At 69.9% G+C, this 20676-nt stretch carries 19 protein-coding genes; 7 read left to right on the top strand and 12 right to left on the bottom strand.

Going from position 1 to position 20676, the window contains the following annotated elements; all coding sequences use genetic code 11:
- Positions 1 to 14: 14 nt before the first annotated feature.
- Positions 15 to 1229, top strand: a complete 1215-nt coding sequence (ilvA, locus tag KIP79_RS06440) for a threonine ammonia-lyase (protein WP_214103722.1) — start codon at positions 15 to 17, stop codon at positions 1227 to 1229.
- Here ilvA and KIP79_RS06435 read toward each other — a convergent pair.
- From KIP79_RS06435 to hppD, 3 genes are read right to left on the bottom strand one after another with little or no spacing between them, the layout of a single operon-like run.
- Positions 1226 to 2668, bottom strand: coding sequence for a M1 family metallopeptidase (locus tag KIP79_RS06435; RefSeq protein ID WP_214103721.1), 1443 nt, complete (start codon positions 2666 to 2668; stop codon positions 1226 to 1228). The genes ilvA and KIP79_RS06435 overlap by 4 nt on opposite strands.
- A gap of 60 nt (positions 2669 to 2728) precedes the next feature.
- Positions 2729 to 3376 (bottom strand): RDD family protein, encoded by a 648-nt coding sequence (locus tag KIP79_RS06430; protein ID WP_214103720.1) that lies wholly within the window; start codon positions 3374 to 3376, stop codon positions 2729 to 2731.
- Between the two features lie 58 nt (positions 3377 to 3434).
- On the bottom strand, positions 3435 to 4529 hold the full coding sequence (gene hppD, locus KIP79_RS06425) for a 4-hydroxyphenylpyruvate dioxygenase (RefSeq protein ID WP_214103719.1): 1095 nt from the start codon (positions 4527 to 4529) through the stop codon (positions 3435 to 3437).
- A gap of 96 nt (positions 4530 to 4625) precedes the next feature.
- Between hppD and KIP79_RS06420 the strand changes: the two genes are divergently transcribed.
- On the top strand, positions 4626 to 5093 hold the full coding sequence (locus tag KIP79_RS06420) for an Lrp/AsnC family transcriptional regulator (protein ID WP_308169595.1): 468 nt from the start codon (positions 4626 to 4628) through the stop codon (positions 5091 to 5093).
- A gap of 88 nt (positions 5094 to 5181) precedes the next feature.
- Positions 5182 to 7326: a transglycosylase domain-containing protein gene (locus tag KIP79_RS06415; protein WP_308169594.1), complete on the top strand. Its 2145-nt coding sequence runs from the start codon at positions 5182 to 5184 to the stop codon at positions 7324 to 7326.
- On the opposite strand, the gene KIP79_RS06410 is transcribed toward KIP79_RS06415, so the two are convergent.
- From KIP79_RS06410 to KIP79_RS06385, 6 genes are all read right to left on the bottom strand, one after another.
- Positions 7323 to 8369: a ParA family protein gene (locus KIP79_RS06410; protein ID WP_214103716.1), complete on the bottom strand. Its 1047-nt coding sequence runs from the start codon at positions 8367 to 8369 to the stop codon at positions 7323 to 7325. The two genes, KIP79_RS06415 and KIP79_RS06410, sit on opposite strands and share 4 nt — an antisense overlap.
- Positions 8366 to 8878, bottom strand: a complete 513-nt coding sequence (locus KIP79_RS49230; protein WP_214103715.1) for a hypothetical protein — start codon at positions 8876 to 8878, stop codon at positions 8366 to 8368. The genes KIP79_RS06410 and KIP79_RS49230 overlap by 4 nt, the downstream gene beginning before the upstream one ends.
- Before the next feature lie 190 nt (positions 8879 to 9068).
- On the bottom strand, positions 9069 to 11297 hold the full coding sequence (locus tag KIP79_RS06400) for a choice-of-anchor X domain-containing protein (protein WP_214103714.1): 2229 nt from the start codon (positions 11295 to 11297) through the stop codon (positions 9069 to 9071).
- 70 nt (positions 11298 to 11367) lie between these two features.
- Positions 11368 to 12645 carry a C40 family peptidase gene (locus tag KIP79_RS06395; RefSeq protein ID WP_308169593.1) on the bottom strand — a complete coding sequence of 426 codons (1278 nt, stop codon included), beginning with the start codon at positions 12643 to 12645 and terminating at the stop codon, positions 11368 to 11370.
- Positions 12646 to 12764: 119 nt separating this feature from the next.
- Positions 12765 to 13265 carry a transcription elongation factor GreA gene (gene greA, locus KIP79_RS06390; protein ID WP_214103713.1) on the bottom strand — a complete coding sequence of 167 codons (501 nt, stop codon included), beginning with the start codon at positions 13263 to 13265 and terminating at the stop codon, positions 12765 to 12767.
- Positions 13266 to 13342: 77 nt separating this feature from the next.
- Positions 13343 to 13759, bottom strand: a complete 417-nt coding sequence (locus tag KIP79_RS06385) for a DUF4307 domain-containing protein (protein ID WP_214103712.1) — start codon at positions 13757 to 13759, stop codon at positions 13343 to 13345.
- A gap of 179 nt (positions 13760 to 13938) precedes the next feature.
- Here KIP79_RS06385 and mca point away from each other — a divergent pair, with 179 nt between their 5' ends.
- The 3 genes from mca to KIP79_RS06370 are packed head-to-tail and all read left to right on the top strand — an operon-like array spanning position 13939 to position 15273.
- Positions 13939 to 14802, top strand: a complete 864-nt coding sequence (gene mca / locus KIP79_RS06380; protein WP_214103771.1) for a mycothiol conjugate amidase Mca — start codon at positions 13939 to 13941, stop codon at positions 14800 to 14802.
- A gap of 10 nt (positions 14803 to 14812) precedes the next feature.
- Positions 14813 to 14971, top strand: coding sequence for a hypothetical protein (locus KIP79_RS06375; RefSeq protein WP_214103711.1), 159 nt, complete (start codon positions 14813 to 14815; stop codon positions 14969 to 14971).
- Positions 14968 to 15273 (top strand): GNAT family N-acetyltransferase, encoded by a 306-nt coding sequence (locus tag KIP79_RS06370; protein WP_214103710.1) that lies wholly within the window; start codon positions 14968 to 14970, stop codon positions 15271 to 15273. Before KIP79_RS06375 ends, KIP79_RS06370 begins: the two co-directional genes overlap by 4 nt.
- Before the next feature lie 27 nt (positions 15274 to 15300).
- Here the strand turns inward: KIP79_RS06370 and KIP79_RS06365 are convergent, their stop codons facing one another.
- Complete coding sequence (locus KIP79_RS06365) at positions 15301 to 16518, bottom strand: hypothetical protein (RefSeq protein ID WP_308169592.1); 1218 nt, start codon at positions 16516 to 16518, stop codon at positions 15301 to 15303.
- 101 nt (positions 16519 to 16619) lie between these two features.
- Between KIP79_RS06365 and KIP79_RS06360 the strand changes: the two genes are divergently transcribed.
- A complete protein-coding gene (locus KIP79_RS06360) occupies positions 16620 to 18587 on the top strand; it encodes a thioredoxin domain-containing protein (protein WP_214103709.1) in 1968 nt (655 codons plus the stop codon).
- On the opposite strand, the gene KIP79_RS06355 is transcribed toward KIP79_RS06360, so the two are convergent.
- Together KIP79_RS06355 and KIP79_RS06350 are read right to left on the bottom strand one after the other, a co-directional pair.
- Positions 18580 to 19170, bottom strand: coding sequence for an acyl-CoA-like ligand-binding transcription factor (locus tag KIP79_RS06355; RefSeq protein ID WP_214103708.1), 591 nt, complete (start codon positions 19168 to 19170; stop codon positions 18580 to 18582). The two genes, KIP79_RS06360 and KIP79_RS06355, sit on opposite strands and share 8 nt — an antisense overlap.
- Positions 19148 to 20623 (bottom strand): DHA2 family efflux MFS transporter permease subunit, encoded by a 1476-nt coding sequence (locus KIP79_RS06350; RefSeq protein WP_214103707.1) that lies wholly within the window; start codon positions 20621 to 20623, stop codon positions 19148 to 19150. Before KIP79_RS06350 ends, KIP79_RS06355 begins: the two co-directional genes overlap by 23 nt.
- Positions 20624 to 20676: the final 53 nt, after the last annotated feature.

The following is a 20676-nucleotide window of genomic DNA, read 5'->3' as shown; positions in this document are numbered from 1 at the left end:
GGGAAGATGGAGCCATGGTTGTTCCCCAGGTGACGTACGAGGACGTTGTCGCCGCGCGCAGGTTACTGACCGGGGTGACCGTGCAGACGCCGGTCGTGCGCTCCCGGGTGCTGTCGGAGATTGTCGGTGGCCCGATCTACCTCAAGTGCGAGAACCTCCAGCGTGCCGGGTCGTTCAAGGTCCGCGGCGCGTACGTGCGGATCGCCCGGCTGACCGACGAGGAACGCGCCCGCGGCGTGGTCGCGGCCAGCGCGGGCAACCACGCCCAGGGGGTGGCCTTCGGCTCGGGACTGCTGGGCGCCAAGTCCACGGTCTACATGCCGGAGGGTGCCCCGCTGCCCAAGGTCGAGGCCACCCGGGGCTACGGCGCCGACGTGATCTTCGCCGGGCACACCGTGGACGCCGCGCTCCAGGCCGCCAAGGCGCACGCGGCCGAGACCGGCGCGATCTTCATCCACCCGTTCGACCATCCGGACGTGATCGCCGGCCAGGGCACGGTGGGCCTGGAGATCCTGGAGCAGCTCCCGGAGACCGGCACCATCGTGCTGGCCATCGGTGGCGGCGGCCTGGCCGCCGGGGTCGCGCTGGCGGTCAAGCAGCTGCGGCCCGGGGTGCGCATCGTCGGGGTGCAGGCCGAGCGGGCCGCCGCCTACCCCGAGTCGCTGGCCGCCGGGCATCCGGTGATGGTCGAACCGGCCTTCACGATGGCCGACGGCATCGCGGTCGGGCGGCCGGGGGACCTGCCGTTCGAGCTGATCCACTACCTGGTGGACCAGGTGGTCACGGTCTCGGAGGAGTCGCTCTCCCGGGCGCTGCTGCTCTGCCTGGAGCGGGCGAAGATCGTGGTGGAGCCGGCCGGGGTGGCCGGGGTGGCCGCCCTGCTGGACCAGCCGCACGCCTTCGAGGCCCCGGTGGTGGCGGTGCTCTCCGGCGGCAACATCGACCCGCTGCTGCTGGCCAAGCTGCTCCGGCACGGCCTGGCCGCCTCCGGGCGGTACCTGGCGTTCCGGATCCGGCTCAGCGACCGGCCGGGCGCGCTGGCCGCGCTGCTGGGACGCCTGGCCGAGCTGCGTGCCAACGTGCTGGACGTGGTGCACGAGCGGGTCGGCTCCCGGCTGCCGCTGGACGAGGCCGAGGTGCTGCTCCAACTGGAGACCCGCGGTCCGACCCACTGCGACGAGGTGCTCGGGGCGCTGCGCAGGGACGGCTACAAGCTGATGTTCAACTAGCCCACCTTCGGGGGCCTGGTCCGCTCGAACAGCCAGGCGTCGAACAGGTCGCCCAGCTGCCGCCCGGCGGTCTGCTCGGCCAGTTCGATGAACTCCTCGGTGGTCACGTTGCCGTACTTGTGGTCGGCCACCCACTTCTTGAGCATGGGGAAGAACTTGTCGTCCCCGATGGCCACCCGGAGCGCGTGCAGGGCCATCGCGCCGCGGATGTACACCGAGGCGTTGAACAGGTCGTCCGGCCGGGTCTCGCCGGGCGGGTAGTCCCAGAGCGCGTCGGTGGCGTTGGCGTACGCCTGGTCGAAGGCGTTCTGGGCGGTGGCCTGGCCGTTGTCCTCGGCCCAGAGCCACTCGGCGTAGGTGGCGAAGCCCTCGTTCAGCCAGAGGTCCTTCCAGCGGGTGATGCTCAGGCTGTTGCCGAACCACTGGTGGGCCAGCTCGTGCGCGATGATGCTCTGGTCCGGCTCGAAGCCGCCGTAGATGGGCTTGGTCTGGTTCTCCAGCGCGTAACCGGCGTCGAAGTCGTCCACCACGCCACCGGTGGATTTGAACGGGTAGGGTCCGAAGACCTTGGACCAGTGGTCGGTGATCTTGCCGGACTCGGTGAACAGGTTGTCCAGGACGCCGTCGTAGCGCGGGTCGGTGGCCGCGTAGACCGGGATGCCACCCGGGGAGTCGCCGGTGCGCACGCTGAACTTGCCGGTGGTCATGGTGGCCAGGTAGGTCGCCATCGGGTGGCTCTCCCGCCAGAGGAAGGTGGTCTGCCCGCCCTCGGTCTTCGGCGGGGCGGTCAGCTCGCCGTTGGCGATCGCGGTCACCCCCTCGGGCACGGTCAGCCGGAAGTCGAAGGTGGCCTTGTCGGCGGGGTGGTCGTTGCTCGGGAACCAGGTCTTGGCGCCGTTCGGCTCGCTGGTCACGAAGGAGCCGTCCGCGGTCGGCACGAACCCGTAGGTGCCCAGGTTGGCGGAGCCCCTGACCGGTTCGGGGGTGCCCGCGTAGGCCACGGTGACCTTGAAGTCGTCCTGGTCGTCCAGGTCGGTGTAGACGGTCAGCTCGTCGCCCTTGCGGTCGAACTGGGCGTCGGCCCCGTCCACGGTCACCTTGCTCACGGTGAACCCGTGCAGGTCCATGTTGAACTGCGACAGATTCTGTACGGCCTTGGCCTCCACGGTGGCCGTGCCCCCCAGGTGCTTGCGCCCCGGATCGTACGCCAGCGCCAGCGAATAGTGGGTTACGTCGTAGCCCCCGTTGCCGTCACCCGGAAAGTAGGGATCCCCGATCCCCGTGGTCCCCGCCGTCGCCGCGGAAGCGGAACGGGCGACGGACGGCGAAGAGGCGCTGGGCGGTGCGGCGGGGGAGGAGGGCGCCGTACTCGCGCCGTTGGAGGCCGAGCAGGCCACCAGTGCGAAAACCCCGGACACCGTGCCGATCAGGCGTCGCATGCGTTGACGTATCCCCTCCGCGTCCCGAACCCTGTCGGCACACCCTACGCGAGAGGACCGTCAGCTTCGGGCGTCTACCACCAGGGTCCGGGCGGCTTTGTCATGGAGTGCCTGCTTTCGCGGGTCGAAAAGAATCCAGACGAGGTCCACGAAGCTCAGACAGCAGGTGAGATACACGATGGACAGGACCGCCGAGCGGATCGCGGCCTGGCCGGGGACGATACGACCGCCGGTCTCCGGGACGACGCGGATGCCGAGCAGGCGCTTGCCCAGGGTCTGGCCGTGCCAGTAGCCGTGCAGCAGCCAGAAGTAGAGGAACGTGACCACCAGCGTCCAGAAGTAGTCACTGGTCGTGAACTGGGAGTATTTCGTGAGCTGAGAGGCCGCCGTCCAGCTGTCGTAGGTGAGCGGGCTGGTGATGATGCCGAGAATGATCAGGTCGAGGACGCCCGCCGCCAGCCGCCGCCCCCGGCCGGCCAGCGGCGGCAGCGGCTCGCCGTACGGGTGACCGTGGGCGGGGGGCGTCCACAGGGGCTCCTGCCGGGGGCCCGGACCGGGTGGCGGTCCCGGGTCCGGGCCCGGTAGCGGACCGGGGATCGGCCCTGGGTCGGGGCCCGGAATGGGTTTCGGGTCGGGTCCCAGGAGGGGTCCCTGGTTAGGGTCCGGTCGCTCGTTCGGCTCGCCCGGTGGCGGGTGCGGAGATCCCATGTACCCGTGATCGCCCCGGACCCGCTGGGGCAAAGCCGTCAAAAAGTAAAGGACCCGCCTACAGATTGCCGCGCAGCTCCTGCTCCCGCTCGATCGCCTCGAACAGCGCCTTGAAGTTGCCCTTCCCGAAGCCGAGCGAACCATGCCGCTCGATGAACTCGAAGAACACGGTCGGCCGGTCCTGGACGGGCTTGGTGAAGATCTGCAGGAGATAGCCGTCCTCGTCCCGGTCGACCAGGATGCGGCGCTTCTTCAGCTCCTCCACCGGCGCCCGCACCTGCCCGATCCGAGCCCGCAGCTCCGGATCGTCGTAGTAGGAGTCGGGCGTCTCCAGGAACTCCACCCCGGCCGCGCGCATGCGGTCCACGGTGCTCAGGATGTCGCCGGTGGCCAGCGCGATGTGCTGCACGCCGGGGCCGCCGTAGAACTCCAGGTACTCGTCGATCTGCGACTTGCGCTTCCCGGCGGCCGGCTCGTTGAGCGGGAACTTCACCTTCCTGCTGCCGTTGGCGACCACCTTGGACATCAGCGCCGAGTACTCGGTGGCGATGTCGTCGCCGATGAACTCGGCCATCCGGGTGAACCCCATCACCCGCTCGTAGAACTCCACCCACTCGTCCATGCGCTCGACGTTGCCCACGCAGTGGTCGATGGCCTGGAACAGCCGCTTGCCGGGCTCCACGATGGGCTCGGCCGCCACGTACCCCGGCAGGTACGGCCCCGTGTAGTTGGACCGGTCGATCAGGGTGTGCCGGGTCTCCCCGTAGGTGGCGATCGCCGCCAGCAGCACCTTCCCGTGCTCGTCCTCCACCACGTACGGCTCCGCCAGGCCGACCGCGCCCTGGGCCAGCGCGTGCTCGTAGGCGGTCTCCACGTCGGGAACGTCCAGGGCCAGGTCGATCACCCCGTCGCCGTGCGCGGTGACGTGCCTGGCCAGGTCGGTGTCGGGCACCACGGCCCCGCGCAGCTCGAACCGGGCGGCGCCGGAGGCGAGCACGTAGGCGACCTCGTCCCGGCTGCCGGTCTCGGGGCCCTTGTAGGCCACCAGCCGCATGCCGAACGCGGTCGAGTAGTAGTGCGCGGCCTGCTTGGCGTTGCCGACGGCGAACACCACCGCGTCCATGCCATGAACCGGGAATACATCGTCAGTCATGCGGCCACTTTCCGACGTGGTGTCCAACCTGCGCAACAGTCACCTGAAATAGTGGACAATATGCATAGTGAAGGCCGTGAACCATGGAGAATCGGTGTGAGCGTTGACCAGCTGGATGTCCGGCTTATCGCGTTACTGGAGGAAGAGCCGCGAGTCGGGGTGCTGGAGTGTTCCCGGCGGCTGAACGTGGCCCGCGGCACCGTGCAGGCCCGCCTGGACCGGCTGGCCGCGCGCGGCGTGATCACCGGGTACGGCCCGCGCATCGACCCGCCGGCCCTCGGCTACGGGGTGACCGCCTTCGTCACCCTGCAGATCCGGCAGATGGCCGGCCACGACCCGGTGGCCGACCGGCTGGCGCTGATCCCCGAGGTCCTGGAGGTACACACGATCACCGGTGGGTACGACATGCTCTGCCGGGTCGTGGCCCGGAGCAACGCCGACCTGCAGCGGGTGATCGACCTGATCGTGGAGGTGCCGGGGGTGGTGCGGACCGAGTCCGTGATCGCTCTGGACACCCCCGTGCCATACCGCACCCTGCCGTTGGTCAAGGCCGCGCAACGGTAGTGGACGATAGCCGCAAGGTAGCTGCAATGTCCCAAGCACCGTTATCTATCGTCTAGCGTGAACGCCTGCGAGAGGTATGGGGGATCGCGTGCTTAGCGGCGAGGACAGCACTCAGGGGATCAACAGCAGGGCGGCCAGACCCCGGCGGATCCTCCGTACCGTGCTCATCGTCGGCGGCGCCACAATCGCCGGCGTGGTGGGACTGCTCGCGGTGGTCTGGGCGCTCACCCCGATCCCGGACACCACCCAGGAGCTGGCCACCGCCCAGGGCTCGGTCATCTACTATCGGGACGGCAAGACGGTGCTGGCCACCCAGGGGGTGAACCGGAAGAACGTGCCGCTCACCAGCGTGCCGAAGGACGTCCGCAACGCCGTCATCGCCGCCGAGAACCGGACGTTCTACCAGGACACCGGCGTTTCGCTGTCGGGTACGGCGCGGGCCATGTGGTCCACGATCACCGGCAAGCAGTTGCAGGGCGGCTCGACCATCACCCAGCAGATGGTGCGCAACTACTACAGCGGCCTCAGCCAGGAACGCACGGTGGTCCGCAAGCTCAAGGAGATCATGATCTCCCTGAAGGTGGACCGCTCCAAGTCCAAGGACTGGGTGCTGGAGCAGTACCTGAACACGATCTACTTCGGCCGAGGGGCGTACGGGGTGCAGGCCGCCTCGCTGGCCTACTTCAACAAGGACGTGTCCCGGCTGACCGCCGCCGAGGGCGCCTACCTGGCCGCCGTGATCCAGCAGCCGACCCGCTTCGCCAACCCCCAGGGGACGGACCTGGAGGCGGTCCGGGCGCGCTGGCAGGGCGTGGTGACCGGGATGGTGCAGACCAAGGCGCTCACCCCCGAGCTGGCCGCCGCGCTCGAGTTCCCCACGCTGGTCAAGCAGAAGGCGCCGCTCTCGCTGGGCGGGCAGAAGGGCTACATGCTCGCGCAGGTACGGGCCGAGCTCAACCGGCTGGGCTACAGCGACGAGCACATCAACCAGGGCGGGTTGAAGATCACCACGACCTTCGACAAGAAGCTCATGGGGCTGGCCGAGGAGGCGGTCAAGACCGTGCTGCCGGACGACACGCCGAAGAAGGTCCGGGCCGGGCTCGCGGCGGTGGATCCGGCCACGGGGGAGGTCGTCGCGTTCTACGGGGGCCGGGACTACAACGCCACCGAGTGGAACAACGCCTTCGACGCCAAGGTGCAGGCGGGGTCCACGTTCAAGGCGTACACGCTGGCCGCCGCGCTGGAGGACGGCATGGGCCTGTACACCCGGGTGAACGGCAACTCGCCGATGCGCATCGCCTCGGCCACCATTCCGAACTCCGGGGACACCTCGTACGGGTCGGTGGACCTGATCCAGGCGACCCGGTACTCGGTCAACACCGCGTTCGTGGACCTCGGCCAGAAGGTGGGCCTGGACAAGGTGGCCCGGGCCGCCGAGGCCGCCGGGATCCCGGCCGGCCAGCTCGTCCAGCACGAGTCGGCGCCCACCTTCCCGCTCGGGGTCGCCTCGGTGAGCGCGGTGCAGCAGGCCTCCGCGTACGCCACCTTCGCGGCCGACGGCATCCACCACCCGGCCCACGTGATCCTCTCCGTCACCACCGCCAACGGCCAGACCCGCACCATCAACCCGCTCGGCGTACGGGCGTTCAGCGCCGACACGGCCGCCGACACCACCTACGCCCTCCAGCAGGTCGTCACTGGCGGCACCGGCACCGGCGCCCGCCTCTGGGACCGCCCCGTGGCCGGTAAGACCGGCACCACCGACGAGTCCGCCGCGGTCTGGTTCACCGGCTACGTCCCCCAGCTCTCGGTGGCCGTCAACATGTTCCGCGACGACAACAAGCCCGTCACCGTGCCCGGTTATGGCGCCCTCTACGGCGGCACCCTCCCCGCCCAGATCTGGAAGAGCTTCATGACCGCCGCCATGGACGGCGAACCCGTCAAGGAGTTCCCCGAGCCCACCATCTACGACTCCTGGAACGACCGCTCCTACGACAACAGCCGCGACTGGCGCAACGAACCAAGCAAAACCCCCACCCCCGGAGAATCCGAACAGATCTCCACCCCGGCCCCCGAGAAAACCACCGAGAACCCGGACACACCCCCACCCTCCGACGAACCCACCCCGAACGAGGACCCTGACCAGTCGGGCAACCCCGACAACAGGCCCCCGGACAACATCGACGTACGCACCGCCGAACCGGCCGCCCGCCCGTCCCGCTTCGAGTTCTAGACGCCCTTCCTGCGGAACCCGCGGTAGAGCAGGCGGACCATCCTGCCGAATATCCGGCGGAGGGGTTCGATGGTGCCCGCTATGCCGATGACGGTCAGCACGGCGATGAGCCCGATCAGCCACGGGAGGGTGCTCGGCAGGGTCCCGGTGGCCAGGCCCACGGCGCAGGTGACCCCGGCGGTGGCCATGGCGCCGCCCAGGAGCACGCCGCCCCGGGCGGACTCGGGGGTCAGGACGTTCAGGTCGCTGTAGTCCTCCCGGGTCCAGATGCGCGCCTGGGACGGCCTGATCAGCTCGGGGTACGCCTTGGAGAGCGCCTCGCGGACGTGGATGGCGAAGATCGAGTAACGGTCGGTCAGCTCGCTGATCAGGAACGCCCGGCTGGCCTCCAGGTCGAAGGGCACGGCGCTCAGGTACTGCGTGCCGAAGGTGACGGGGCCGTTCCTGGCCACCGCCGTGGGGTCCTCGATGGCCTTGTTGATGATGAAGCCGCGGAGCTTGTGGGCCAGGCCCTGGGCGGTGAGCACGTCCACGACGTGGCTGGACGCCTGGAAGGAGGTGGCGTCGGCTTCGACGACCAGGATGATGTCGTCCACCACGGCGCACACCGCGACCGACTCGTCGTCGATGCCGCCCCGGCAGTCGACCACCACGTACTCGGCCTCGTCGGTGGCGCGGGCGATGACCGGGCCGAGGAACTCGCGCAGATGGGTGGACTCCGTGCCCAGGAACCGGAGGGCGAGGCGGCGGTGGTCGCCGATCGGGAGGAACCGCCAGGGCCAGGGGTGCGGGGCGGGCAGGTCCAGGAGCAGGTCGGTGAGTGGGGGCGGGTCGTCGCTCAAGGCGTACGTGGAGTAGCCGCGCTGGATGTTCCGTACGTACTTCAGCACCAGAAAGTAGGACAGACCGGCCGTGGCGGTGTCGCCGTCGATGAGGATCGTGCTGCCCACGTCGGCGAAGATCCGGCCGATCTCGGTGGCGATCATGGTCTTGCCGGAGCCGCCCTTGCCGGAGACGATCGCGACACTACGGCTGCCGGTCACGGGTTGTCTCCTTCGTCCTGACCGGGCGGGACGGGCCGGGCGCGCTTCGCGGCCAGGTCCTCGATCATCTGCTGGTGCTCCTGGAGGGTGGGGTCGGTCTTGCGGCGCAGGGCGCCGGCCGCGCGGTTGGCGAGCAGGATCACCGTGGTGATCGCGACGGTGGTGAGCGCGCTCAGCACGCAGGTGGAGGTGAACTGGCCCAGATCCAGTCCGAAGCGTTCCCGGAACATCTCGTAGCTGCCCCGGCCGCCGACCAGTCCGACGGTGAGCAGGGTGACGATGAAAGCCCCGAAACCGAAGACCACCTCGTCGTCTTTGGCGAAGATGCCGATGAACCGCGGAATCTTGATCTGGAAGAAATAGGTCCGCCGACCGGAGAGTTTCATCAGCTCGGCGATGAAACGGCCGCTGATGATGATGGCGATGGGCATGAGTCCGGCCCACGAGAACACGAACTTGACGGGTTCTATCAGGTGGCCGAACAGTTCGGGGTTCGGTGCGGTGGGCACGGGTTGGTGCTGGTCCGGTGGGGCCGGTACCAGCTCATTCCGGAACGGAGGGCCCGTTCGCGACAGGTTGAACAAGCACACTCCACAGCCGTACGTCGCTGTTGTCGGTTTCGACTTCGCCGATTACTCCGCTGGATACATCGCATCGCGCGTCTCCGATGTAACACGCCGTGCCGAAATAGTCGCGATATCAGTCGCGAAATGCGTCGCGCTGGAACTCGTGGAGCCGGGTTTCGCTGTACGCGAGCGAGAAGTCGGGGGCGAGCGGGATCTCCTCGTCAGGCCTGAGCACCAGGTGCTTGCCATCGGGGGTGGCGACGGTCAGGCTGCTGCCGGTGCGCCGGGCCAGATAGATGGCGTCGGTGCTGCGTGGCCGGTCGAGGCGGGGCGGGTCGTCGCGGACGACGAAAGGAAACTCCCCCGCCGGTACGGCCGGGGCGCGGAGCCGGCTGATCTCTCCGTCGGGACCGGTCAGGAAGAGGGTGAGACCCTGGACGTCACGCGCCGCCGCACGTGTTCGCAGCCGCGCGGTGACCAGGTAGGCGGCCCCGGCGGCGACCGCCAGCGCCGCGATCAGGAACTCCCACCAATAGCGTTCCCATAAGGTCGGCGGGTAGCCGATCTCCACTCCGAGATAGGTCTCCGCATACACCTCCGCGGCGGTCGTGGGGATCGGCGAGGCCGTGGAGGTCGGCGGGGGACCGGTGGACGCCGGGGGAGCGGAGGCGTCGGTCAGGCGGATCGTTCCCGACATGGGGCCCAGGGCGGTGCCGGCGGGGATGCGCACGGTGAAACCGAACTCGGTGGTGCCTCCGGCGGGCAGCTGGTGGGGTGACAAATCGATGGTGGCCCCGATGCCCGGATTGTCGAGGAAGAGCGACAGCCGGAGGGCGACGGGCCTGGTCAGGGTGCTCTCGGCGGTGACCGTGCCGGTTATCGAGCCGCCCGGCGGGACCGTGTCCTGATCGACCTGGATGTGTGCCGCGATCCGTTGCGAGCCGGTCGCGACCCGCGCGTAGTAGGGGACCGAGTCGCCGACGACACCTGCCGCGGCGGCGGTGCCGCGCAGCGTGAGAGACCCGGTCGCGGTGCGGGGAATCGTGACGTACCCCGCGTACTGGCCGTCGCCCGCGGTGGCGTCCGGTTGTCGGCCGTCATCGCGCAGGGCGAGGTTCACCGTGGTGAAACCGTCGCCGGTGAGCTGCGCCCGGACGTTCAGGTCTTTCGCGGTGTCTCCGTCGATGACCATTCCGTTCCGCCCCAGCAGCCGTACCCGCGCGACCGCCCGATCACCGGCGCCGGGCAACGGAGGGTCGAGCAGACTCGCGATCCTCAGCGCTCCCTGCCAGAGCGCGATCGCCTGCACGTCCTTTTCTGGGATGTCCGGGCCGGAGGTCACCCGTACCGTCCACTTACCCGGCTGCGGATCCTTGATCTGTAAGGTCTCGACCGTTCCCCGTTCGCCGGTGATGTTGAAGACCGAGCCGTTGAACTCCCCGGTCTTCGGCACCTGGCGACCTTCGGGGTCGAGGAAGTCCACCCGGATCCGGGGATCGCGTTTGACCACCGTGATCGCGCCGTCGGTGCTGATCGGAGGTATCTCCACCGTCAGATCGACCGTGGCGCCGGTGCCGAGCGCATGCGTGGAGGTGGAGACGTCAGCGGCGCAGCGGGCCGCGGCGAACATGCGTTGCAGCGCGTCCGGCACATCGGCGGAGTCGCCGATGATGGTGACCTGCGGCTTGGATTCCGGGCGGCTGTTGCAGGCCGTCTGGTAGGCGCCGCTGGTCACCCGCTGGAGGGCGACCGGGTCGACCGCGCCGAACCCGAGCGCCCAGATCTGGGTCCTGCCGGCGACGGCCCGGGGCAGCAGCGTCTCGGTGAGCTCCCGGTCGGCGTTCGCGGTGCGCTGGTCCGGTACAGAACCCCAGCTCGGGCTGTTCCGCACGTCGAGCTTCCCGTCGGTGAGCAGGAAGACCACGTTCCGCCGCTCGACGCCGTCGGTCCGCCGATCCATGATGGACAGCGCCTGGGAGATCGCGGTGACGTAGTCGGTGTCGTTGCCCTCCTGGGTCTCCCGCCGCCGCAGGTCGCCGATGCAGTTCAGCAGGTACTGACGGGCCGTGTCGTCGGCGAGCTCGGTCAGGTCGCAGACGGGGTCGAGCGGCGACTGGCCCGCCTGGTTCGCGCTGCCGAACCCGATCACCGCGATCTCCGACCGCGCGGACAGCTCGCCCACCGCGATCGAGGCCGCCGCCGCCTTCTCCGCCTGAAGATCGACGGCCGACAGGCTCCCCGACTCGTCCACCAGGATGACGATCCGCACCGGGCTGACCTCCGCCCGCGCCACCCCCGGCAGGGCGAGCAACAGTCCCGCCACCATCCCTGCCAACGCGCCAGCGGCCAACCGGGGTGTCATGGACAGGCCCTCACCGTGAGTCACATCCCGACAGACGAAGCTACCACGCCGCCCTGCCGCGCCGGGGGTGTCAGCGGACGCGGGCGGAGATGCCCGGGCTCACCCGGACCACGCCGGCCAGGTTCCGGAGGTTGATTTTGGCGATTTTGACGACGTCGCCGGTTCGGGGAGCGTGGAGCATCTGGTCGTTGCCCCAGTAGATGGCCACGTGGGAGATGTAGCCGGGGTTGGTGGGGTCGTTGCGCCAGAAGAGGAGGTCGCCGGGCTGGGCCTGGGAGAGGGGGATCTGGGGGCCGCTGGCCCACTGCTGGGCGGCCACCCGGGGCATGATGACGCCGGCCTGGCGGTAGGCCCACTGGACCAGGCCGGAGCAGTCGAAGCTGTCGGGGCCCTCGGCGCCCCACACGTACGGGCGGCCCAGCTTGTCCCGCGCGGCCAGCAGCGCGGCGCGGGTCTGGTCGGGGTTCATGAAGGCGGAGGCGGGCCAGACCGTACGCCGCTGCGGCTTGGGCAGCACGGGGTTGATGGTGGCCACCTGGCTGCCCTTCGGCAGCAGCTTGAGCAGGGTGCGGCGCAGCTGGACGGAGTTCACCTTGGGCGCGCTCACCACGAGCCCGTTGCCCTCCCGCAACCCCAGCGTGCGCCCGGTCTGCCGGGACACCAGGGCCGCGATGGACCCCATGCCGACCGTGGCGTATCCGCCGATCCGGAGCGGATGCCCGCCGCTGGTCACGTCCGACCCGAGCTTCAGCCCGCCGTCGTTGCCCAGCTCGAACGAGACCACCATGGCCCCACTGGCCACGTTCGCCCAGAGCTCGTCCGACTCGGCCACGGGTTTGGGGGTGTACGCCCGGAAGGTCGAAGGCTCCACCCCGATGGTCGGCACCTGCCGCCCGTCCACCTCGACCTTGGTGGCATCGGTCACCTCAACCCCGGCGACCCCCTGAATGGCCCGGATCCTGGCCACCGTCTCGGCCGGCAACGCCTCGTTGGCCACCACGAACAGGTGCGGCTTGACCAGCCCGTTCAACGGCGCCACCGGCGCCACCGGTGCCACCGGCGGCACCTCGGCCCGCAGTTCCTGCTCCGAGGCGACGAAGTCGTTCCTGGGCCGTTGCGGGGTGGCCACCGGCGCCCGTTCGGAGGAATCCATCCGGATCAGTACGAGAATGTCCGCCGAAAGCACCGAGACCAGCAACACGACCAGCAGCGGCAGACTCCGCCGCCAAACCCAGGGCCGCCGCAACGGCCGCCGCCGGGACAGCCAGATCAGCCGGGACACTCGGGGCAGCAGGCGCGGCCGGTAGGCCAAATCCTGGCGCGCCTCCGACAGTAACCTGTCGAACACGCCACCACTCCCCTCACCGACCCGAGTCACGAGACTGCCGTACCAACCCCCGATCCCGCAATCGGATCGAAAAAGGCGAAATCCGCCGGAGCCTCCCCGCTCCGGCGGATTTCGAAAGATCAGTTGCCGATGTACGGCACGGCCTCGAGCACCTCAACGGTGATCGACCGCCCGTTCGGCATGGTGTACGTCGCCTTGTCACCCAGCTTCTTGCCGTTGATGGCGGCGCCGAGCGGGGAGTTGGGCGAGTAGACGTCGATGGGGGCGCCGCTCTCCTCGCGGGACGCCAGCAAGAAGGTCACCTCATCCTCGTCGCCCACGAACCGGATGGTCACCGTCATGCCGGGCCCGACCACACCCTCGGTGCGCGGGGCCTCACCGACCTTGGCGTTGTCCAGGATCTGGCGGAGATGGAAGATACGAGCCTCCATCTTGCCCTGCTCGTCCTTGGCGGCGTGGTAACCGCCGTTCTCCTTGAGGTCGCCCTCCTCGCGGGCGGCTTCGATCTTCTTGGCGATCTCGATCCGACCCGGGCCAGAAAGGCGGTCGTACTCCTCTTTGAGGCGGTCGTACGCCTCCTGCGTCAGCCAGGTGACGGATTCGTTCTGGGAGACGGCCACGCGGGTTCTCCTTGCTTCCCTAGGTGAGTCGAAAGACGTGGAAGTTAACGCCTTCGAACGCTTCCCCAAAGATTCCACTATACGAGATTGCAATACTGAACGTGTACGGCCGTGGCTTGCGCGCTGGTCCGCACGCGCTCGGCGAATGAGACTTCGGCTTGCCCCGCGGGGACGGTTATCTCGCGGGTGCCCACCTCGACATGGTGGGTGTCGATGGCCCGCACCAGGCACCTGGCCTCGCGGTCGGCGGGCTTGTGCACCACGAAGGTTATCGCCGCGGAATCCGCCGCGCCGGCGTCGAAGGTGAGCACATCGGCCCGCACCTCGGGGTTGCCCCGGGCGGTGAGCACCACGTACCCCCAGCCGCCGGCCATGATGGCGGTCAGCAGGCCGATCACCGCGTACGCCACGAAACGCATACGCCCGGCCGGGGGTCGCTCGGGAAAGTCGGCCGGGGTGCCGAGCACGGGCCCGGGACGGGTGCCTGACGACATGAGGAATCTCCCTGCGGTCTCGCGGCGTTGTCCGTGGCGGCCACCGAACTGTCGGTGGGGACGAGCACAATTGTGGCGGGCGGGGGTTCCGCCCTTGGAATGAAGCTAACCTTTCTGACCAGCTGCCCAGAACCTGAGGAGACCCGGTGAGCGCTGCCGAGATCGCGCCACTCCGGCTGATGGCCGTCCACGCGCACCCCGACGACGAGTCGAGCAAAGGTGCCGCCACCATGGCCCGCTACGCCGCCGAAGGGGTGGACGTGCTCGTGGTGACCTGTACGGGGGGCGAGCGCGGCTCCATTCTCAATCCGAAGATGGACCGGCCGGACATTCTCGAGAACATCGCCGAGGTGCGCCGCCAGGAGATGGAGCGGGCCAGGGAGATCCTCGGTGTGCGCCAGCGGTTCCTGGGCTTCGTCGACTCCGGGCTGCCCGAGGACGAGAGCGAGCCGCTGCCCGACGGCTGCTTCGCGGTGCAGTCCCTGGAGACCGCCGCGGCCCCGCTGGTGGCGGCCGTCCGCGAGTTCCGGCCGCATGTGATCCTGACCTACGACGACAACGGCGGCTACCCGCACCCCGACCACATCATGACCAACCGTGTCTCGGTGGAGGCGTTTGAGGCGGCCGGCGACCCCGACCGCTACCCGGAGGCCGGGGAGCCCTGGCAGCCGCTCAAGCTCTACTACCACATGGGCTTCTCCAAGGAGCGGTTCGAGGCCCTGCACGAGGCGATGAGCGCCCGCGGCATCGGCTCGCCGTACGCGGACTGGATCTCCCGCTGGGAGGACCGGCCGCAGAAGTGGGCGGTGACCACCAAGGTGCCGTGCGCCGACTACTTCGAGACCCGCGACCAGGCGCTGCTCGCGCACGCCACCCAGGTGGACCCGGACGGATTCTTCTTCGTCTGCCCCCGGGAGATCCAGCAGGAGTTCTGGCCGACCGAGGACTACCACCTCGCCCGCTCCCTGGTGGACACCACGCTGCCGGAGGACGATCTGTTCGCCGGGGTGCCCGTTACCGAGGCCACGCCCGCCTGCTCCTAGACTCGCAAGGGTGTACACACTCGCTACTCCGGCCGCTGCCGAATACGGGCCGGGACTCCTCGGGTTCCTGGTCGTGTTCGGTATAGCCGTCGCACTGTTCTTCCTGATCAAGTCGATGAACCGGCAGATCTCGAAGATCCAGGTCCCGCACGAGAAGGACAAGAAGTGACTCAGGCCACCGTCGCCGACAACCCTGCGCAGTCGCGGTACGAGATCGTCGTTGACGGCGAGGTGGCCGGGTTCGCGCAGTACCGGCTCCGTCCCGGCAAGATCGTCTTCACGCACACCGAGATCTCCGGGAAGTACGAGGGGCAGGGCCTGGGCGGTCGCCTGGCCAAGGGCGCGCTGGACGGCGCCCGGGAACGGGGGCTGCCGGTCGCGCCGCTCTGCCCGTTCATCGCGGGCTACATCAAGCGCCACCCGGAGTACGCGGACCTGGTCGCCCCCGACTACCAGAACGAGATCGCCTAAGCCCTGCCTCTGGCTTTCCGGGGACGCTTAGCCCTCCGGGGACCAGGCGCGCTCCAGTGCCTTGGGCAGCCCCCACCAGCCGAGCGGTGTCAGCACCTCGGCCTTGTCCACGATGCCCAGGTGCGCCCAGAGCGGGGTGACGGCCGTGAACAGCATCTCGGTCGCCTCCAGGTCCTCCGGGTCCTCCTCGTCGGGGTCGGCGTCCTCGGAGTCGGCGATGAACCGGGCGATGCGCTCGGGCGAGGCGAGCACGCCGGGACCGTACCGGGCCAGCGCGGTGACCGCGGCCAGCCAGTCGGCGTGGTGGATGGCGCAGAGCGAGGCGAGCACCGAGTCCTCGTGGCTGAGCTCGCCGTCCAGGTCGAAGAAGCGGGCCGCGTCCTGCTCGTCCGGCAGGTCGGAGATGGGGGCGGTGATCCCGGCCGCCACCGCCAGCCAGAGGTCCTCGTCGCCGTCCGGCAGGGTGCCGTGCTCGTCCAGGCCGGCGCAGGCGCGCAGCACGTTGCCAGGGAAGCCGGGGGTGACCAGGGTGCGCCGGAGCCGCCCGGCGGCGGCCTTCAGGTCGGTGGCCGGCAGCGGCGGCTCTGGCAGCTCGGCCAGGGTGCGCCGGAGCTCGCCGAGGGCGAACGCCTCCTCCTCGTCCCAGGCCGCGTAGAGCTCCTCGTCCTGCTCGTCGCTGACCGCCACGCTGGGCACCCGGCCGTCCGGCAGCGGGGTGGCCAGCCACTTCTCCTGAAGGTCCTCGTACGCCTCCCGGGCGGCGGCGTCGCCCTGGGCCAGCGCGTCCGGGTCGATCAGGCCACAGGCCAGCTGGGCCTCCAGGTGCGCCACCAGCCGGTCGTACATCTCGCCGGCCACGGGGCCGCGCTCGCCCTCGTCCGGCCAGACGAAGTAGCTGCGGGTCAGCAGGATCGGCTCGGTGCCGGTGGACTCCAGCCAGCGCTGCACGTCCCCGACCGTGGCCAGGCCCGACTCGATCCGGGCCAGGGTGCTCTTGGCCGACTCCCAGAACGCGGCCGAGAGCGGGTTGCCCGCCGCCAGCAGCTCGCGCCGCAGGTCCGGCAGGGACACCAGGGCCTGGCCGGTCGGCACCGCGAGCAGCGCCCGCGCCACATCCCGCCGGGTCAGATCCTCCGCCATCCGCCCGGCATGCCTGACGGCAAAGTCCACATCCACGCCCACGCAGCCTCCTCCGCCGGCCACCCGCTGCCCGGCCCAACCGTGCCAGACGGCTCCCGCAGCCACGTTCCGTGAGCCTACGCCCGCCGTCTCCCGAATACATCCCCCGGTCCCGGGCACTCGCGCGGCCCGGAGATGATGGAATTGACGCCTGCTCTGGAGGTTTTGTGAACCGGTTGACCGGTGCGACCAGTCCCTATCTGCTGCAGCATGCCGACAACCCGGTGCACTGGTTCGAGTGGGGGGACGAGGCGTTCGCGGAGGCACGGCGGCGGGACGTGCCGCTGCTGATCTCTGTCGGGTATTCGGCCTGTCACTGGTGCCATGTGATGGCACACGAGTCGTTCGAGGACCAGGCCATCGCCGACGTCATGAACCGGCACTTCGTCAACGTGAAGGTGGACCGGGAGGAGCGGCCGGATGTGGACGCGGTCTACATGGCGGCCACCCAGGCGATGAGCGGTCAGGGCGGGTGGCCGATGACGGTGTTCGCCACGCCGGAGGGCAATCCCTTCTACGCGGGGACGTATTTTCCTCCCGCGCAGTTCCGCCGGTTGCTGGCGGGGGTCGCGCAGGCCTGGGCGGAGGAGCGGGAGAACGTGCTGGCGCAGGGGGCGAAGGTGGTGGACGCCCTCAACCTGCGCGCCGGGCTGCCGCAGGGGCCGCTGCCGGGGCCGGAGATCGTGGCGGAGGCGGTGGAGGATCTGGCGAAGACGTTCGACGCCACCCGGGGCGGTTTCGGGCGCGCGCCCAAGTTCCCGCCGTCGATGGTCCTGGAGTTCCTGCTCCGGGTCGGCACGGGCAAAGCCCTCGCCATGGCCGAGAAGACACTGGACGCGATGGCCCGGGGCGGGATCTACGACCAGCTCGGCGGCGGCTTCGCCCGGTACAGCGTCGACGTCGCCTGGGTCGTGCCGCACTTCGAGAAGATGCTGTACGACAACGCGCTCCTGCTGCGCGTGTACGCGCACTGGTGGCGCTCGACCGGCTCGGTGCTCGCCCGGCGGGTGGCCCTGGAGACGGCCGACTGGCTGCTCCGCGAGATGCGCACCCCGGAGGGCGGCTTCGCCTCCGCCCTGGACGCCGACAGCGAGGGCGAGGAGGGCCGCTTCTACGTCTGGACTCCCGGCCAGCTGACCGAGATCCTCGGCGAGGAGGACGGCGCCTGGGCCACCCAGCTCTTCGAGGTCACCGGCACCTTCGAACACGGCACCTCGGTCCTTCAACTCCTCCACGACCCCGACGACCGCGACCGCTTCGACCGCGTACGCGCCGCACTCCTGGCCGTCCGGGAGACCCGGGTACGCCCAGGCCGCGACGACAAGGTGGTCGCCGCCTGGAACGGCCTGGCCATCGTCGCCCTCGCCGAGACCGGCGCCCTGTTCGACCGGCCTGACCTGATCGACGCGGCCCGCACCGCCGCCACCCTGCTGGCCGACCTCCACGTATCCCGGACCGGCTCGGAGGTCCGCCTCGCCCGCACCTCCCGCGCCGGTCAGGTCGGCGCCAACGCCGGAGTGCTGGAAGACTACGCCGACGTCGCCGAGGGGCTCCTCGGCCTCTACTCCGTCACCGGCGAATCGCAATGGTTCACCCTGGCCGGCGAACTCCTCGACACCCTCCTGGCCCGCTTCCCCGACGGCGAGGGCGGCTTCTACGACACCGCCGACGACGCCAGCTCCCTTTTCCAGCGCCCCAAGGACCCCACCGACAACGCGACGCCCTCGGGCCAGTTCGCCGCCGCCGGTGCCCTCCTCACCTACGCCGCTCTCACCGGCTCCACGCCGCACCGAGAAGCCGCGGAGAACGCCCTGGGCGCAGTCTCGGTCCTCGCCTCCGCCTACGCCCGCTTCGCCGGCTGGGGCCTCGCCGTCGCCCAGGCCGCCCTCGCCGGCCCCCTCGAACTGGCCATCATCGGCCCCCTCGACGACCCCGGCACCCAGGCCCTCCATCGCACCGGCCTCATGTCCACCAACCCCGGCCTGGTCATCGCCCTCGGCGACGGCCAGTCCCCGGTTCCCCTCCTCCAGCACCGCACCACCATCGACGGCGCGCCCGCCGCCTACGTGTGCCGCCAGTTCACCTGCCGCCTCCCCGTGACCACTCCCGCCGCGCTCAAAGCCGAACTCACCTGATCGGTAGCCCCTCCTCAAGCAGGGCGATGGCGTCGTCGATCATGTCGGCCAGGGGGCGGGCGCCGTCGGTTTCGACCCACTCGTACATGGCGGGGAGGAGGGCGCCCATCGTCGCGCCGACCAGCGTCCGGATGGGGAGACCGGTGGGGTCGGCGCCTTCGCGTCTGGCGATGGTGTCGGCCAGGAGATCCATGGTGCTCATCATGTTCTGGATCAGGCGGGCGCGGATGGCGGGAACGGTGATCTGGAGTTTGGCGCGGCCCAGGATTTCTTGCTGTTCGGCTTCAGGGACTTGGTCCAGGGCGTCACGGAAGCTGTCGCGAAGGGCGCGGAGGGGCGGTTTCTCCCGGGGCTGGGCGGCCAGCAGGTCTATCAAGAGCGGGTCGTAGTCGTCCTGGAGAACGATGTCTTCCTTGGTCGGGAAATATCGGAAGATCGTGCTCGGCGAGATTTCGGACGCCTCCGCGATCTGCTCGATCGTGGTCGCCTCGTAGCCCTGCTCGGCGAACAATCGCAGGGCCTGTTCCTGGATCGTCCGCCGAGTCCTGGCCTTCTTCCGTTCACGCAGTCCCGGCGAGCTCATGCACCGATTCTCCCGCCTTCCTGACGGTCCCGCCACGCAGGAACAGCGCCACCAGCGCCGCACTGAGCACGGCCGCCGCCCCGCAACTCCAGAGCACCGCGTCCATGGCCGCCCCGAACGCCGCCCGCGCCGCCTCGGCGAACTCCGGAACCCGGACACCGGCCGCCACCGACTCCCGCACCGCCGAGGGCGCCCCGGACGGCAGGTCACCGACGTACACGGCGGAGAGCAGGCTGCCGAGCCCGGCGACCCCGAAGGCCCCGCCGGTCTGCCGGAGGGTCTGGAGCACCCCGGTGCCCATGCCGGTCCGGTCCTCGGGCAGCGTCGCCAGCACGCCGTCCATGGCGGGGACCATGGTCAGGCCCACCCCGGCGCCCGCGACTGTCAGCCACACGGCCGTGTACCCGTACGAGCCGGGCAGCAGGGCGCCGAGAGCTAGACCGGCCGCGAGCAGCAGCAGCCCGGCGGTCATGATCGGCCGCAGCCGGGCCACCTTGAGCAGGCGCTCCCCGGCCAGCCCGCCCGCCATCAGGCCGACGATCATCGGCACGATGCGCAGCCCGGTGGCCATCGCGTCGAAGCCCAGCACCGCCTGCAGGTAGAGCGGCACCACGAAGAGCACGCCCATCATGCCCAGCGAGACCAGCGAGGCGGCCACCGAGCCCCACAGGAAGACCCGGTCCCGGAACAGGCTGAGGTCCATCATCGGGGCCCTCGACCGCATCTCGACCAGCACGAAGACGACCAGCAGCGCCGTACCGGCCAGCAGTGGCGTCAGCACCCGGGCCGAGCCCCAGCCGTCGGCGGGCGCCTGGATCACGCCGAAGACCAGCGCGGCCAGCCCGGTGACCGACAGCAGCGTGCCCGGAACGTCCAGCCGGGGGGAGGCCGGGTCGCGGGACTCCGGGACCAGCACCACCACGGCGAGCAGCGCGATCGCGACGGCGGGCAGGTTGATCAGGAAGATCGACCCCCACCAGAAGTGGTCGAGCAGGTAGCCGCCGACGATCGGTCCGAGCGGCAGGCCGATCGCCATCCCGGCCGTGGTGACCGCGATGGCCTTGGCCCGCTCCGCGGCCGGGAAGATGCTCGGCAGGATCGCGGTGGACAGCGGCATGATGAGCGCCGCCCCGGCCCCCATCAGCGCCCGGGCCGCGATCAGCCAGCCGATGCTCCCGGCCAGCATGGCCACGGCCGAGGCCACGCCGAACGCCGCCAGCCCGGCCACCAGCAGCCGCTTGCGGCCCAGCCGGTCGCCGAAGACCCCGGCCGGCAGCAGCAGCGCGGCGAAGGTCACCAGGTACGCGTCGACGATCCACTGCAGGTCGCCGGTGGAGGCGCCGAGGTCCACGGCGAGCGTGGGGAGCGCCACGTTGAGCACGGTCGCGTCCAGTCCGATGACCAGGACGCTGAGCACGAGGGCTGAGAGAGCCCACCATCTGGAAGTCAGCATGAATTGATAGTAACTCTCAAAAACTAGTCACCGTCAATCTCTTGCTCGCGGGC

The sequence above is a fragment of the Acrocarpospora catenulata genome, assembly GCF_018476525.1.
Lineage (GTDB): Bacteria > Actinomycetota > Actinomycetes > Streptosporangiales > Streptosporangiaceae > Acrocarpospora > Acrocarpospora catenulata.
This window is presented reverse-complemented; position numbering and strand designations above follow the sequence as displayed.